The sequence below is a fragment of the Pseudarthrobacter sp. ATCC 49987 genome (genome assembly GCF_009928425.1).
In the GTDB taxonomy this organism is placed as follows: domain Bacteria; phylum Actinomycetota; class Actinomycetes; order Actinomycetales; family Micrococcaceae; genus Arthrobacter.
Genome location: NZ_JAABNS010000001.1, coordinates 3,563,262 through 3,577,322, shown reverse-complemented (window position 1 = coordinate 3,577,322; position 14,061 = coordinate 3,563,262). Strand labels below are relative to the sequence as shown.

Below are 14,061 nucleotides of genomic sequence, written 5' to 3'. Positions count from 1 at the left end.
GGTTGTGAATCCGGAGCCTACCGCTGGTAGGGGCCCCGGTAGTAGGGTCTAAGCAAGCAGCCAGGACACCATCCAGGGAGCACAGCCATGAAGAAGCTCATCAATGATCCCCGCGCCGTGGTTGACGAGTCAGTGGAGGGCTTCGGGCTTGCCCATGCCGACCTCGTGACCGTCTTTGCGGACCCCAAGTACATCGTGCGCAAGGACGCGCCGGTGGCAGGAAAAGTCGGGCTGGTCTCCGGCGGCGGCAGCGGGCACGAGCCCCTGCACGGCGGCTACGTCGGCCTCGGAATGCTCGACGCCGCGGTGCCGGGCGCCGTGTTCACCTCGCCCACACCGGACCAGATCCTGCCGGCCACCCTTGCCGTCAACTCAGGCGCCGGCGTCGTGCACATCGTGAAGAACTACACCGGCGACGTCCTCAACTTCGAGACCGCCGCGGAGCTGGCCCAGGCGGAAGGAGTTGAGATCCGGACCGTGCTGGTGAACGACGACGTCGCGGTGCAGGACTCGCTGTACACCGCCGGACGGCGCGGCGTGGGCGGAACCGTGCTGGTGGAAAAGATCGCCGGTGCCGCTGCGGAACGCGGCGACAGCCTCGACGCCGTCGCGGCCATCGGCGACCGGGTCAACCAGAACGTACGCAGCATGGGTGTCGCGTTGACCGCCTGCACCGTCCCGCACGCAGGGTCGCCAAGCTTCGTCCTGGAGGAAAACGAAATCGAGATCGGCATCGGCATCCACGGTGAGCCCGGCCGGCACCGGATTCCGATGGAGAACGCCGACGGCATCACGGACCGCCTGCTGGAACCGGTGGTCAGCGACCTCGGGCTGGCCTCCGGGGACAAGGTGCTCCTGTTCGTCAATGGCATGGGCGGCACCCCGCAGAGCGAGCTCTACATTGTGTACCGCCGGGCCGTGCAGCAGCTGGCCGCGCAGGGCATCACCGTGGCGCGCTCACTGGTCGGCAACTACATCACGTCCCTCGAAATGCAGGGGTGCTCCATTACCGTCCTGCGCCTCGACGACGAGATGACCTCGCTTTGGGATGCTCCCGTCCACACCCCCGCGCTCCGCTGGGGCGTCTGACGTGGGGCTGGACGTCAACTGGGCGTTGCGGTGGCTGACCCTCTCAGCCGAGGCCATGGCGGAGCACCGGGAAGAGCTCATCGAGCTGGACCGGCCGATCGGCGATTCGGACCATGGCGAGAACATGGACCGCGGCTTCAAGGCGGTGATGGTCAAAATCGCCGAGGCTCCGCCGGAAACGGCTGGAGCGGCACTGAAGCTGACCGCCATGACCCTGATGTCCAAGGTCGGCGGAGCTGCCGGCCCGCTTTACGGCACAGCCTTCCTCCGGGCGGCGACGGCGATGGGCGAGGCGGCCGACATCGACGCAGCCACTCTCGCCTCGGCGATCCAGGCCGCACGGGACGGGATCGTGGCCCGCGGCAAGGCGGAATCGGGCGACAAGACGATGGTCGACGCCTGGACCCCGGCGGTTGACGCGGCTGCTTCCGCCGCCGGGGACAGCGACGTGCACAAGGTCCTGGTGGCGGCCGCGGAGGCAGCCGAAGCCGGCGCCGTCTCCACGGATCCGATGCTCGCGCGCAAGGGGCGTGCCAGCTATCTGGGGGAGCGCAGCATCGGCCACCGGGATCCGGGCGCCGTCTCGACCGCCCTGATCCTGCGCGCCGCCGTCGGGGCTGCCGAATGACGGTCAATCTCGTCGTCGTCTCCCACAGCGAAAAGATTGCCGACGGCGCCGTCGAGCTCGCCGCCCAGATGGCACCAGACGTCCTGATCATCCCCGCCGGCGGCACCGACGACGGCCGGATCGGCACGAGCCTCGAGCGGGTCACGGCCGCGCTGGAACAGGCCGGGGACGCCAACAGCGACGGCATAGTCGTCCTGACGGATCTCGGCTCGGCCGTGATGACAGCCGAGTCAGCGGTGGAGTTCCTGGCGGATCCCTCCTCAGTGCTGCTGGCCGATGCGCCGCTCATCGAGGGCCTCGTCGCGGCCGCTGTGGCAGCCCAGGCCGGAGCTGATCCCCAGGGCGTGAAGCAAGCCGCGGAAGCCGTCTACCGGCCGCCGGCCGCTGTTCGGCACGCCCACGTGCACCGGCCGCCGGAGGCAACAGGGGATTTTGAACTCATCAACCTGGCCGGAATGCACGCACGTCCGGCGGCGAAGATCGCCGGCGGACTGTCCGGCATGGACGCCGAGGTGACGGTCAATGGCGCCGACGGTGCGTCGATGACTGAGCTTATGATGCTCGGGGCGGCAAAGGGCGCGGTCCTGCACGTCGAAGCCAGCGGCCCGGATGCCACCAAGGCCGTGGACTACCTGCGCGGGCTTATCACGGCAGGCTTCGGCGAACCTTAGGGCCCGGTCTCAGGCTGTGCCGGCGGCGGTGAGGTCGGGCGCCGCTGTGCTCTGCAGGGGGCCCGTCCACGCGATCCACCCGGCGGCAACTGCCATGAGCACGGCCCCGGCGGGCTGGGTCGGCAGGCTGCTTCCCGTCGTCGCCTGCCCCAGAACGACGCCCAGGACATAGAACACGACGGCGCCGGTCACCCAGACTGCCCCGGCCCAGCGCGGCAGCACGTGGGAATGCCACACCGCAACCCCCAGCAATACATTGCCGAGGAACGCGAGCAGCAGGCCAGCCAGGAACGCCCCCGTCAATGACCCCGGAAACTCCAGGTGCATCACGTCCTGGTTTCCACCGAGATAGGCCTTTCCTATCGCGGGAGTCGCAAACGTCGAAATCACAGCCGGCACCAGCAACCAGGCAGTACCGGCGACGGCGGTCACCATCGCAGCCAGCGCCAGGCGTCCCACCCGGCTGTTGGCAAGGCAACAGCCCAGGGCGAAGGCGCCGAAGATGGCAAGGATGGTGCCTCCGGTGCTGCCAAGCAGGTGGCTCAACTGATAAGAGTCGGAGCTGACGAACCGGGCCCAGGCCTCCGGGTCCTTCTCCTGGTCCGGCTGCGGCTCCAGCGTGGCCCAGGCGGTGACGAGCCACGAGGCGGCCAGGGCCCACAACCCTGCACGGATCCAGTGGCTGATGTTCTGCGAGTTCACGGCATTTCCCTTTCTCCACGAGGATCAGCCGGCCTGCCGGAGGCCGTCCGCATCCAGGAGGACTCCGGCTGAGATGAACCTGCCGCACTGCTCGCCGAACGGGTAGGCAATCCGCGGCGTGAAGGTCAGGGTGCGGACCGGCAGGGCGAGGCCGCCGGCATCGGTGCCGTTCAAGCTGGCGTCGATGGGGGAGTCCGAGAGGTGATCCAGCATAAGCGTCCCCGTCAGGGTGCCGTCGGGCGAGACGGTCGCCGAGCAGGGACGGTCCCTGCCGTATGTCCCTGGTTCACAGCCCTGATCCACCGTGGTGCTCCCTGGGAACAGCACAAGATCAGCCTCGGCGCAGTTCCCGTCCTGGCATGCCTTGAGCCGGAGCGTTTTCACCGCACCGGCGTACTCTCGGGCCACGGTCAGCGCCACCACCGGTGCCTGCGCGATCGCCGGGCACGCGGTCTGGGGCTGGCACCCGGCGGCCGGCAGCGCGATGAAACCCAGGCCCAGGACGGCCGCGACTGTGCGCATCCTTCAGCGTAGTTCCCGGAGCGCAGTCCAGCTAGGGGGCCGGCCATCGGCGGGGCGGGAGGGGGGTCAGGCGGGCAGCCGGAAACCCGCCGGATGCAGCTCGGCGAGTCCATCGCTCAGCAGCCCGGACAGCGCGCGCTCCAGCTGCTCCGGAGCGGAGTTGAGCCGGTGCAGGGCGGCCAGCGGGATGCCGATCCCCGCCGGTTCGAAGCCAAGGTCCGCGGCGGCCTGCTGGAACAGCGCGGGGGCGACCGGGGACTCGGCCATGCGGAGCACCGCCATCACGGCTCCGCGAACCTGGCGGTCCGTTCCGTGCCACGACGGCCCTTTCGGGGTGTACGTCGGCGGCGGCTCACCGGCTGCAAGCCAGGCGCAGGAGCTACTGACCGGACAATCCCCGCATTTCGGCGACCGGGCAGTGCATACCAATGCGCCCAGCTCCATGACGGAGGCATTCCATCGCACGGAAGAGACGGCGTCGTCCGGAAGCGCCTGCGCGGCAAGCCGCATCTCCGCGGCGTTCAGCGACTGCGATGGCAGGGCCGCGCCGGAAAACAGGCGGGCGTGCACGCGGCGGATGTTGGTGTCCACCACGGTTTCGCGGCGGCCGAAGGCGAACGCGGCGACGGCCGCCGCCGTGTAGCTGCCCACCCCGGGCAGCTCCAGCAGGTCCGGGTACGTTCCGGGCACCTTTCCGCCGTGGTTGGCGCCGATGGCGCCGGCGGCCGCGTGCAGCCGCAGGGCCCGCCGCGGATAGCCCAGCCGCCCCCAGGCCCGGACCGCTTCGCCGGCAGGCTCCCTGGCCAGATCGGCGGGCTCCGGCCAGCGCCGCAGCCATTCCTCCCAGACGGGCAGCACGCGCACCACCGGCGTCTGCTGCAGCATGATCTCGCTGACCAGGACACCCCATGGCGTGCATTCAGCCGCCCGCCATGGCAGGTCCCGGGCGTTCGCCCCGAACCAGGTGTCCAGGGCCTTGTGCAGGACGGACAGCGGAACGTCGGCGGGGATGTCCTGCGGGCGCGCTGAGACGGGGACGGCGGGGGAATCGGCTAGAGCTTTGATGGATTCAGCGTAATAGATGAGGGCCACACTCCGCCCGCGGCGTGGGAGGGCCCGATACCCGGTGCGGTTCTCTAGCCTAGAAGGATGGGCAGGCAAGACAATCCAGGAACTCACGGTTCCCGCCCGGGCGCATCCGGCAACGGAGCACGCCCGGGCCGGCCCGCCGTACGTAAACCCGCGCGCAAACCCGTAGGCAAGCCTGCCCGGAAACCGGTCAGCCCCGTCTACCGCCGCCGCCGGCTGTTCGTGGGCGCCGCCCTCCTGCTCGTGATCGCGATCGCCCTTGGGGGGTTCGCCGCCGTCGCAAGTGTCCTCAACGCCGGGCAGTCCCCGTCCGGCGGGGGATCGGCTCCGTCCGGCCAGGAAACGGGCCCGGCGGGCGCCCCGGAAACCACGGCTTCCCCGTCAGCATCTCCGACGGGCAACGGCTGCGAGCAGAACCTGGTAACGGTCACGGCCTCCACGGACAAACCTGCCTACGCGGCCGGGGAGAACCCGCTGCTCTCGCTCAAAGTGACGAACGGCAACAAGGTGCCGTGCGAGGTCAATATCGGCACCTCACAAATGGAATTCCTGGTCACCAGCGGCTCGGACCGGATCTTCTCGTCCACTGACTGCCAGAAGGACGCCACCGAGCTCGTGAAGACCATCGCACCGGGGCAAAGTGAGACGGCCAACTTCCTGTGGGAGCGCAACCGCTCGGTCGAAGGCTGCAAGCTCATCGAGGCCAAACCGGGAGCCGGCGGCGCGTATTACGTCTTCACCGCACGGCTGGCGACCAAGACCAGCCCCAAAGCCGTGTTCCAGCTCAACTAGTCCCATCGATTGCTCCACAGGTGCCGTTTTGAGGGCTCAGAAGGGCACCTGTGGAGCAACCGATGGGGATTAGAGGAAGCGGTCCAGCAGGCTTGCCTCGGCCATCCGGCTCAGGCCCTCACGGACCGTCCGGGCGCGCTGGTCGCCGATGCCGTCCACCGTCATCAGGTCATCGATTGTGGCGGCCATCAGGAACTGCAGGCCGCCGAAGTGGTCCACCAGACGGTCGGCGACGGCCTTCGGCACGGCCTTGAGCCCGGAAAGCAGCCGGTACCCGCGCGGCTGGACGACGGCGTCGAGGTTGGCCTCGCCGCCGGCGAAGCCCACAAGCCCGGCGATCTTGCCCAGGTCGATCAGCTCGGTGGGGCCCAGGTTCACGAGCGACTTCACGGCCTGGTCGATGTCCTCGGCCGAGGTGTCCGGGCCCGAGTAGTCACGGATGATCACGTCGCTGCCGGGGCCGCGGCCCACGGTCAGTTCGTCCAGCTGGAGCGAGAGGAGCCGCCCGTCCTCGCCGAGCTCCAGGACGTACTGCGAAATCTCCTCGGAAATCCGGCGGACCATCTCCTGGCGCTGCAGGGTCACGGCAACGTCGCGGACCGTCACCATGGCCTCGATTTCCAGGGCGGACAGTGAGCTGGTGACCTGGTCCAGGCGCGAGCGGTAGCGTTCCAGGGTTGCCAGGGCCTGGTTGGCGCGGGCCAGGACCTTCTCCGATCCCTCCAGGACGTGCCGCAGCCCGTTCACGTAGAGCGCGATGATCTGCATGGACTGGCTGACCGAGATCACCGGAACGCCGGTCTGGATGGCGACACGCTCAGCGGTCCGGTGCCGGGTGCCGGACTCCTGGGTCTCGATGCTGGAATCCGGGACCAGCTGGACGGCCGCGCGCAGGATGTTGCTGGCGTCCTTGTCGCAGATGATGGCGCCGTCCATTTTGGCCAGTTCCCGCAAGCGGGTGGGGGAGAAATCGATTCCGATGTCGAAGCCGCCGGAGCAGATGGATTCGATGGTCCGGTCGATGCCCAGCACGATCAGGGCGCCGGTCCTGCCGCGGAGGATGCGTTCCAGGCCGTCGCGGAGGGCGGTGCCCGGTGCCACTCGGCCCAGCGTCGCCTTGAGTGAATCTTCAGGGCTCCGAGCCATAGATCTTCCCTTCAAAGGTGCAGGCCTCAGCCCGCAAGTGCGCCGGTATCCAGTGTTTGCCGGCAGGATCAAAAGTACTCGGTTCCCCGTTCTCACCATAGTAGAGGTAAAGCGGGCCAACTTCCGCACGGACAAGCCCCAAAGTGGTCCATTGAGACGCCCGCGGGAACGTCCCCGAAACGCCTCCCGGGCCCCTGTTCCAGCCACGCACTTCTGATCCGCAGTTGTCCTGCATTCATGCGGCGTTCCGCCCACTTCGCGGCGGCAGCCCAGGCTGCGATAAACTTGGACCCTTGGGTGTTCCGTCGGCTGACCGCCGCCGCGCCCGCCCAATCCCCCCGCCAATCCCACAGAGGCCTCACGCAGAACCCCCGGCAGAACAACCCGCGTTCCCACCGGGCCAGCCGGATCCCCCCGCAAACCCGGGAGCGCAACCATTCAACGCCGCAGCGAAAGTAGCACCGTGTCCCAAGAAGTCCTTAGCCCCGCCCGAGTCCAGGAGATTCACAAGCAGGCGGCCCGGCGTCGGACTTTCGCGGTCATTTCACACCCCGACGCCGGCAAGTCCACCCTGACCGAGGCGCTGGCGCTGCATGCGAAGGTTATCGGCACCGCCGGTGCCTCCAGCGGCAAGGCCAACCGCAAGGAGACCGTCTCGGACTGGATGCAGATGGAAAAGGACCGCGGCATCTCGATCAGCTCCGCGGCGCTGCAGTTCGCCTACCGTGACACCGTCATCAACCTGCTGGACACCCCCGGCCACGCTGACTTCTCCGAGGACACCTACCGTGTGCTGGCCGCCGTTGACTGCGCCGTGATGCTGGTGGACGCCGCCAAGGGCCTGGAAACCCAGACCATGAAGCTGTTCGAGGTCTGCAAGCAGCGGAACCTGCCCATCATCACCGTGATCAACAAGTGGGACCGGCCGGGCCTGGACGCGCTGGCCCTCATGGACGAGATCACCGAGCGCACCGGCCTCCAGCCGATGCCGCTGACCTGGGCCGTGGGCATCTCCGGTGACTTCCGCGGCGTCTGGGACCTGCGCAACGACCGTTTCGCCCAGTTCAAGCGCAACAACGCCGGCGCCAACATCGCCCTCACCGAGTACTTCACGCCGGAGCAGGCCGCGGCCAGCCAGGGCGACGACTGGTCCAACGCCGTCGACGAGGCCGGGCTGGTCATCGAATCCAACCTTGAGTTCGACATGGATGCCTTCCATTCGGGAAAGGCGACGCCGATCCTGTTCAGCTCCGCCGCGCTGAACTTCGGCGTCAAGGAGATCCTCGACGCCCTCGTGGACTTCGCCCCGCCCGCTGCCCCGCGGCCCGACGTCGACGGCGCCGCACGGCCCGTCGACGCACCCTTCGCCGGGTTCGTCTTCAAGGTCCAGGCCGGCATGAACAAGGCGCACCGGGACCACGTCGCCTTCATCCGGGTCTGTTCCGGCATCTTCGAGCGCGGCATGGTGGTGACGCAGGGCCGGACCGGCAAGTCCTTCGCCACCAAGTACGCCCAGCAGGTTTTCGGCCGGGAACGCGAGGTCATTGACGAGGCCTTCCCCGGCGACGTCGTCGGCCTCGTCAACGCCTCCTCGCTGCGGGTGGGCGACAGCCTCTTCCTCGAGCAGCCAGTGGAGTTCCCGGCCATCCCGCTGTTCGCCCCGGAGCACTTCCAGGTGGCGCGCTCCAAGGACCCCAGCCGTTTCAAGCAGTTCCGACGCGGCATCGAGCAGCTCGAGCACGAGGGCGTCATCCAGGTGCTCCGCTCGGACGTCCGCGGCGACCAGGCCCCGGTGCTGGCCGCCGTCGGCCCCATGCAGTTCGAAGTCGTGGAGGACCGGATGGCGCACGATTTCAGCGCCCCGATGCGGCTGGAGCGCCTGCCGTATTCCATCGCCAGGATCTCGACGGCGGAGGCCATGCCGGCGCTGGCCAACGTGCCCGGCGCCGAGGTGCTGCTGCGCTCCGACGGCGAATACCTGGCCCTGTTCAACGACGTCTGGGCCCTGCGCCGGATCGAAAAGAACCACCCGGACCTGACCCTGCTGCCGATCGGCACCCACAACCCCGCCAAGTAGCGGCCGATGCCCCGTCTGCGGAGCGGGGATATTGGTCCGTCGCAGGTCTTCCTGAATCCCATTTCCGCGGTATCATAAGTAACCTTGCTACTTCGCGGGCGCCCCACATTTTCGGCTTTTTGGACTGATCCGCGCGATTCCGTCGGCGGGCCCCGCACCTAAGGGACAACGAACACTCTTTGACTGACTACAACAGAAAACTCGGCATGGAACCAGGATTCCTGCTGAGCGGCCGCTACCGGATCCACTCCCTCATCGGCAGGGGGAGCCAGTCCACCGTGTACCGCGCCTATGACGAACTCCTGCAGCGCGAGGTGGCCGTCAAACTCTTCCGGGACAACGCGGATGATCTCGAACACACCCGCCGGCAGGGGCAGGAGATCCGTATCCTCGCCGGGCTGAGCCACCACGCCCTCGTGACGCTGTTCGATGCCGGCGCGGACCTGAGCGACCCGGAGGCCCGCCTCACCTACCTCGTGATGGAACTGGTCCGCGGTCCGGACCTGCGCCACCGCGCCGCCCAGGGGCCGCTGTCGGCAGCGCACATGGCCCTGATCGGCCACGACCTGGCGGACGGACTCTCCTACATCCACCATCACGGCATCGTGCACCGCGACGTGAAGCCGGCCAATATCCTGCTGGTGGACTACAGCAACGATGACCGGCGCCCCCGGGCCAAGCTCAGCGACTTCGGCGTTGCCATCATGGCGGGCAACGGCCCGGTGGCGGACGACGGCGGAACCTCCGGCACCCCCGCCTACCTGAGCCCGGAGCAGGCCGCCGGTGAACCCGCCGGGCCGCTCAGCGACGTCTATTCCCTCGGCCTGGTGCTGCTCGAAGGGCTGACCGGAAAGATGGCCTACCCGGGCGCACCGATCCAGTCCGCCGTCGCGCGCCTGCTCCACGATCCCGACATCCCCGAAGAGCTTGCCCCCATCTGGACGTCGCTGCTGTCCTCCATGCTTGCCCGCGACCCGGCGGAGCGGCCTCCGGCCCGGGAAGTCTCCCTCGCCCTGCGCCAGGAAGTCATTAAAGGCGCAGGACGCCACCGCCTGGAGAAAGACCCGGGCGGGACCGATGAGGAAGCCAGGATGCGCGCGGTGGAACGCTACCGGATCCTCGACACCCCGGCAGACGGCGCCTTCGACCGGATCGCGGCGCTTGCGGCCCGGGTGTTCTCGGTGCCCGTGGCAATCGTCAGCGTGGTGGACCACGACCGCATCTGGTTCAAGGCCCACCACGGCACCGACGTCACACAGATCGGCCGCGACCCGGGGCTGTGCGCCTCCGCGATCCTGCAGGACGGCGCCTGGATCGTGGAGGACGCCACCAGGGATCCCCGCACCCTCGCCAACCCGCTGGTGGCTGGCGAGTTCGGACTGCAGTTCTACGCCGGCGTCCCGCTGCGGACTCCGGACGGCTACAACCTGGGCACCTTCTGCATCCTGGACCGGGAACCCCGGGAGTTCAGCGCCGCCGACACCACGACGCTGGAAGACCTCGCCGCGATCGTGATGAACGACCTGGAGATGCGGCTGCAGAGCAGGGAAGCGATCGCCAGCTAGGTTCCGCTGAACGCCGGCGCTGCTTAACGCCTGCTCTGTTCAACGCCGGCGCTGCTTAACGCCGGCTCTGTTCAACGCCGGCGCTGCTTAACGCCGGCTCTGTTCAACGCCGGCGCTGCTTAACGCCGGCTCTGTTCAACGCCGGCGCTGCTTAACGCCGGCCGGCGTGGAGCGCCAGTTCCAGTTCGAACCGTGCCTTGGGGTCCTCGAGCGTGTCGCCGAACAGCTCGCGCAGCTGTGCAGCCCGGTAACCCACTGTCTGCGGGTGGATGCCGAGCTCTGCCGCGACGGGGGCGCGCTGGCCCCAGTGCCGCAGCCAGGACAGCAGCGTCTCCGCGAGCCGCTCGCGCTGCGCCGGGCGCAGCCCTTCCAGCGGCGCCAGCCGGCGGTTCGCCAGTTCCGCGATGGCGGAGGGCTCCGCGCCGAGAATCACCTCGGCCAAATGCTCATCTGCCCAGATCGGCGGATCCTCCGGGCCGTCCCGGGGCGGCAGCACGGAGGCTGCGAGCACTGCCAGGCGCAGCGAATCGGGGACTTTCTCCCAGCCGCCGGCCGGCCCCACGGCAGCCCCGCGGCCACGCAGTACCTTGTCCAGGTCCGCCCGTGCGGACTTCGACTGCCGCGCCGGAACCAGGGCGACGGCGTCGGTCTCGCGTTCAATGACCAGCGTTCCCGCCCCCAGCCGGAGACGCAGCCCCGCGGACCGGTCCACCGGCAGGGTCACCACCACCATCCGCTGCGGCAGGGACCAGTCCGCCATCGCGGCCGTCTGGCGCAGGGCCGCCTCATCCGCCTGCCCCAGCAGGAGCAGGTCGAGCAGTTCGGTGCGACGGCGGTCCACCGCGCCGGCCCGTTCCGACTGTTCAAAGGCATACGCCTCGGCGCTGACCGCGGACAGCTCGTCGATGTAGGCCAGGATCGATTCACCCAGGTCCACCACCACACTCTGGCCAAGGTGGTGCTCCACCGACACCCTGGACATCTCGCGGAAGGTTACGCGGGCACCCATCCGGTAGGCGCTCAGCAGCGCATCCATGCTCCGGCCCTGGCGGAATTCACCCCTCCCCAGCCCTGCCACGAGTTGCCTGCTCTCCTCTGAAAGCGCGGGCAGCCGGGTTCCAGGCAGCTGCAGGAAGCGGTCCAGTGCGGCAGCCACGCCCCGCCGCAGCCCCCGCCCGAAGCGTCCCTCGATCGGCCTGGCATAGGCCGGCACGAGTTGCGGCACGGCGTCGATGATGGCCTCGACAATGCCCGGCATCATCGGCCGGAGGACGTCGCTGACCTCGCGCGGCAGGGCAAGCCACGGCGGGTCGTAGGAGGCGGGGGCGGGCGTGCCCGTCGGGGATGCGTTCATGAGGCTGGTTCCAATTAGTTGTTGCGGGGAGATAGTTTATCCACGTCGATCGTATGCCTTGGGTGAAGAAGTATGACCCGGTCTGACATAAGATTGGAAGATGATCCGGCTCCGTAAGCTGGCGCGCGCCGCATCTCTACTGACCACCCCCCTAGCTCCAGAAGACATTCTGTCGCTGTTCAATCCCGTGTTTTCCGCCCGCCAATTGCGCGGCGTTGTCACTCGGGTGGTTCCAGAAACGGCCGATTCCGCCACCATTTTCTTCCGTCCCGGCCGCGGCTGGCAAGCGCACCTTGCCGGCCAGTGGGCCCGTATTGGCGTCGAGCTTGACGGTGTCCGTCACTGGCGGTCATACTCGCTCAGCGCCCCCGCCGGCAAGGACCCGGCTATCACCGTCAGTGACATGGGTGCCGTCTCCGGGACCCTCGTGCGCAACACCAAACCCGGCGACGTGCTCTTCCTGGCGCCCCCGCAGGGCGATTTCGTCCTTCCGGAGCACCCGCGCCCCCTGCTGATGCTCACCGCCGGCAGCGGCATCACCCCGGTCATGTCGATGATCCGCACGCTCGTCCCGCACCGTCCGGACTCCGACGTCGTCCTCATCCACACCGCCCGGACCCCGGGTGACGCCATCTTCCGCGAGGAACTGGCCGAACTCGCGGACCAGTTCCCCAACCTGCGCGTCGTCCACTGGTTCACGGGCGAACGCGGACGGCTGGACTTCAGCTCCGCCGCCGGTCTGGAACAGCTTTGCCCGGACTGGCGCGAGCGCGCCGCTTACGCCTGCGGCCCCGAAAGCTTCCTGGACGACGCCGAGGCGCTCTGGGCAGCCGAGGCCGCAATCGCGGAAGCCCCTCCGGAAGCCACCCTGACCATCGAACGCTTCAGCACCAAGCTCGCCGGCGGGGAAGGGCACGACGGCGGCCTGGTCACCTTCGAGGCCTCGGACCGTGAAGTCGACGCCGACGGCGACACCCCGCTGCTCGACGTCGGCGAGGACGCCGGCGTCCTGATGCCGAGCGGTTGCCGGATGGGCATCTGCCACAGCTGCCTCATCCCGCTCCGGGCCGGACAGGTCCGTGACCTGCGCACGGACGAAGTCCATGGCGAGCCCGGCCAACTAATCCAGACGTGTGTCTCGGCAGCCGCCGGACCCGTTAACCTCGAGATCTGAGGAGTACCACCGCATGACGATTGTTTCCGACAAGCAAAGCCTTTCCGAGGAAGCCCCCCAGGGCGCTGACGACTCTGCCAAAGCGCCCCGCGCCGTGAAGACGCGGCCCGGCGCCCTCGCCGAGTCCGGCAGCCCGACCGTTCGGCCGCCGGCTGCCGCGCACCTCTCCGACGAGCAGGTCGCCGAGCTGGGACGTGAACTCGACGCCATCAAGGACGACATCCTCGCCAAGCGCGGCGCGTCCGACGCCGCCTACATCCGCCGGATGATCAAGATCCAGCGCGGACTGGAGATTTCCGGCCGTGCAACGCTGCTGGTCAGCAAGCACAAGGCGGCCTGGGTTGCCGGGACCACCATGCTCAGCTTCGCCAAGATCCTGGAAAACATGGAGCTCGGGCACAACATCCTGCACGGCCAGTGGGACTGGATGCGCGACCCCGACATCCACTCCACCACCTGGGAGTGGGACTTCGTGACCCCGGCGCGCGCCTGGCAGCACACCCACAATGACCTGCACCACCGCTGGACCAACGTTATCGGCAAGGACAACGACGTCGGGTACAACCTGCTGCGGATGGACGCGGACCAGGAATGGAAGCCTTTCAACCTGGGCAACCCGCTCTACAACGCGCTGCTGGCCCCGGTCTTCGAATGGGGCATCGCGATCTACGACCTCGAGCTGGAGGACTACAAGCAGGGCAAGAAGTCCAAGGAGGCCCTCACCAAGGACCTCAAGGCCCTCGGCCGCAAGGCCCTCACGCAGTTCACCAAGGACTACGCCGCCACGCCGGCCGTTGCCATGCTGACCGGATCCGGCAAGCAGGCGCTGTACGGCACCCTGACCGCCAACGCGGTCCGCAATGTCTGGGCGCACGCGGTGATCTTCTGCGGCCACTTCCCCGAGGGTGCGGACACCTTCACCGAGGAAATGGTGGAAGGCGAGACCCGCGGTGACTGGTACGTCCGGCAGATGATTGGCTCCGCCAACATCTCCGGGTCCAAGTTCATGCACCTGATGACCGGCAACCTCTCCCACCAGATCGAGCACCACCTCTTCCCGGACATTCCGTCCAACCGCTACGCCGAGGTGGCCCCGAAGGTGCAGGAAATCTGCCAGCGTTACGGCCTGCCGTACACCACCGGCCCGATCTGGAAGCAGGTCGGCTCCACCTGGGCCAAGGTCTTCAAGCTGGCACTGCCGCCCAAAAAGGCCTAGAACCACCCGCTTCCGCGAGCAACGAAGGGGCGCCTG

13 protein-coding genes are annotated in these 14,061 nt (G+C 68.2%); 8 read left to right on the top strand and 5 right to left on the bottom strand.

Annotated features, from left to right (window positions below; genetic code table 11):
• Nucleotides 1-87 precede the first annotated feature (87 nt).
• The 3 genes from dhaK to dhaM are packed head-to-tail and all read left to right on the top strand — an operon-like array spanning nt 88 to nt 2,388.
• Nucleotides 88-1,089, top strand: a complete 1,002-nt coding sequence (gene dhaK / locus GXK59_RS16535; RefSeq protein WP_160668418.1) for a dihydroxyacetone kinase subunit DhaK — start codon at nt 88-90, stop codon at nt 1,087-1,089.
• Nucleotide 1,090: 1 nt separating this feature from the next.
• Nucleotides 1,091-1,717, top strand: a complete 627-nt coding sequence (gene dhaL / locus GXK59_RS16530; RefSeq protein WP_160668417.1) for a dihydroxyacetone kinase subunit DhaL — start codon at nt 1,091-1,093, stop codon at nt 1,715-1,717.
• Nucleotides 1,714-2,388 carry a dihydroxyacetone kinase phosphoryl donor subunit DhaM gene (gene dhaM / locus GXK59_RS16525; protein ID WP_160668415.1) on the top strand — a complete coding sequence of 225 codons (675 nt, stop codon included), beginning with the start codon at nt 1,714-1,716 and terminating at the stop codon, nt 2,386-2,388. The genes dhaL and dhaM overlap by 4 nt, the downstream gene beginning before the upstream one ends.
• Before the next feature lie 9 nt (nt 2,389-2,397).
• Here the strand turns inward: dhaM and GXK59_RS16520 are convergent, their stop codons facing one another.
• The 3 genes from GXK59_RS16520 to GXK59_RS16510 all read right to left on the bottom strand — a co-directional run bounded on the left by GXK59_RS16520 (nt 2,398) and on the right by GXK59_RS16510 (nt 4,704).
• Nucleotides 2,398-3,090, bottom strand: a complete 693-nt coding sequence (locus tag GXK59_RS16520; protein ID WP_160668413.1) for a hypothetical protein — start codon at nt 3,088-3,090, stop codon at nt 2,398-2,400.
• 24 nt (nt 3,091-3,114) lie between these two features.
• Nucleotides 3,115-3,612: a hypothetical protein gene (locus tag GXK59_RS16515; RefSeq protein ID WP_160668411.1), complete on the bottom strand. Its 498-nt coding sequence runs from the start codon at nt 3,610-3,612 to the stop codon at nt 3,115-3,117.
• Nucleotides 3,613-3,678: 66 nt separating this feature from the next.
• A complete protein-coding gene (locus tag GXK59_RS16510; protein WP_443094295.1) occupies nt 3,679-4,704 on the bottom strand; it encodes an A/G-specific adenine glycosylase in 1,026 nt (341 codons plus the stop codon).
• 57 nt (nt 4,705-4,761) lie between these two features.
• Between GXK59_RS16510 and GXK59_RS16505 the strand changes: the two genes are divergently transcribed.
• Entirely contained in the window at nt 4,762-5,493 is a 732-nt protein-coding gene (locus tag GXK59_RS16505) for a DUF4175 domain-containing protein (protein WP_160668409.1), read from the top strand.
• 69 nt (nt 5,494-5,562) lie between these two features.
• Here GXK59_RS16505 and disA read toward each other — a convergent pair whose 3' ends face one another.
• Complete coding sequence (gene disA, locus GXK59_RS16500) at nt 5,563-6,639, bottom strand: DNA integrity scanning diadenylate cyclase DisA (RefSeq protein ID WP_160668408.1); 1,077 nt, start codon at nt 6,637-6,639, stop codon at nt 5,563-5,565.
• A 463-nt stretch (nt 6,640-7,102) separates the two neighbouring features.
• Here disA and GXK59_RS16495 point away from each other — a divergent pair, with 463 nt between their 5' ends.
• Together GXK59_RS16495 and GXK59_RS16490 are read left to right on the top strand one after the other, a co-directional pair.
• Nucleotides 7,103-8,716: a peptide chain release factor 3 gene (locus tag GXK59_RS16495; RefSeq protein ID WP_160668406.1), complete on the top strand. Its 1,614-nt coding sequence runs from the start codon at nt 7,103-7,105 to the stop codon at nt 8,714-8,716.
• A gap of 206 nt (nt 8,717-8,922) precedes the next feature.
• The gene (locus tag GXK59_RS16490; RefSeq protein WP_160668404.1) at nt 8,923-10,281 is read left to right on the top strand and encodes a protein kinase domain-containing protein; all 1,359 of its coding nucleotides are present in this window, start codon (nt 8,923-8,925) and stop codon (nt 10,279-10,281) included.
• A gap of 151 nt (nt 10,282-10,432) precedes the next feature.
• Here GXK59_RS16490 and GXK59_RS16485 read toward each other — a convergent pair whose 3' ends face one another.
• On the bottom strand, nt 10,433-11,635 hold the full coding sequence (locus tag GXK59_RS16485) for a PucR family transcriptional regulator (RefSeq protein WP_160668402.1): 1,203 nt from the start codon (nt 11,633-11,635) through the stop codon (nt 10,433-10,435).
• 100 nt (nt 11,636-11,735) lie between these two features.
• On the opposite strand from GXK59_RS16485, the gene GXK59_RS16480 reads away from it, so the two are divergent.
• Both GXK59_RS16480 and GXK59_RS16475 read left to right on the top strand, forming a co-directional pair.
• Nucleotides 11,736-12,809, top strand: coding sequence for a ferredoxin reductase (locus GXK59_RS16480; protein ID WP_160668400.1), 1,074 nt, complete (start codon nt 11,736-11,738; stop codon nt 12,807-12,809).
• Between the two features lie 13 nt (nt 12,810-12,822).
• On the top strand, nt 12,823-14,025 hold the full coding sequence (locus GXK59_RS16475; protein ID WP_160668398.1) for a fatty acid desaturase family protein: 1,203 nt from the start codon (nt 12,823-12,825) through the stop codon (nt 14,023-14,025).
• Nucleotides 14,026-14,061 lie beyond the last annotated feature (36 nt).

Excerpts from the sequence above, each read along its gene's own strand:
- GXK59_RS16505 (WP_160668409.1), top strand. The coding sequence starts at position 4,762 with ATGGGCAGGCAAGACAATCCAGGAACTCACGGTTCCCGCCCGGGCGCA.
- dhaM (WP_160668415.1), top strand. The coding sequence starts at position 1,714 with ATGACGGTCAATCTCGTCGTCGTCTCCCACAGCGAAAAGATTGCCGAC.
- GXK59_RS16480 (WP_160668400.1), top strand. The coding sequence starts at position 11,736 with ATGATCCGGCTCCGTAAGCTGGCGCGCGCCGCATCTCTACTGACCACC.
- GXK59_RS16490 (WP_160668404.1), top strand. The coding sequence starts at position 8,923 with ATGGAACCAGGATTCCTGCTGAGCGGCCGCTACCGGATCCACTCCCTC.
- GXK59_RS16475 (WP_160668398.1), top strand. The coding sequence starts at position 12,823 with ATGACGATTGTTTCCGACAAGCAAAGCCTTTCCGAGGAAGCCCCCCAG.
- GXK59_RS16515 (WP_160668411.1), bottom strand. The coding sequence starts at position 3,612 with ATGCGCACAGTCGCGGCCGTCCTGGGCCTGGGTTTCATCGCGCTGCCG.
- dhaK (WP_160668418.1), top strand. The coding sequence starts at position 88 with ATGAAGAAGCTCATCAATGATCCCCGCGCCGTGGTTGACGAGTCAGTG.
- GXK59_RS16485 (WP_160668402.1), bottom strand. The coding sequence starts at position 11,635 with ATGAACGCATCCCCGACGGGCACGCCCGCCCCCGCCTCCTACGACCCG.
- disA (WP_160668408.1), bottom strand. The coding sequence starts at position 6,639 with ATGGCTCGGAGCCCTGAAGATTCACTCAAGGCGACGCTGGGCCGAGTG.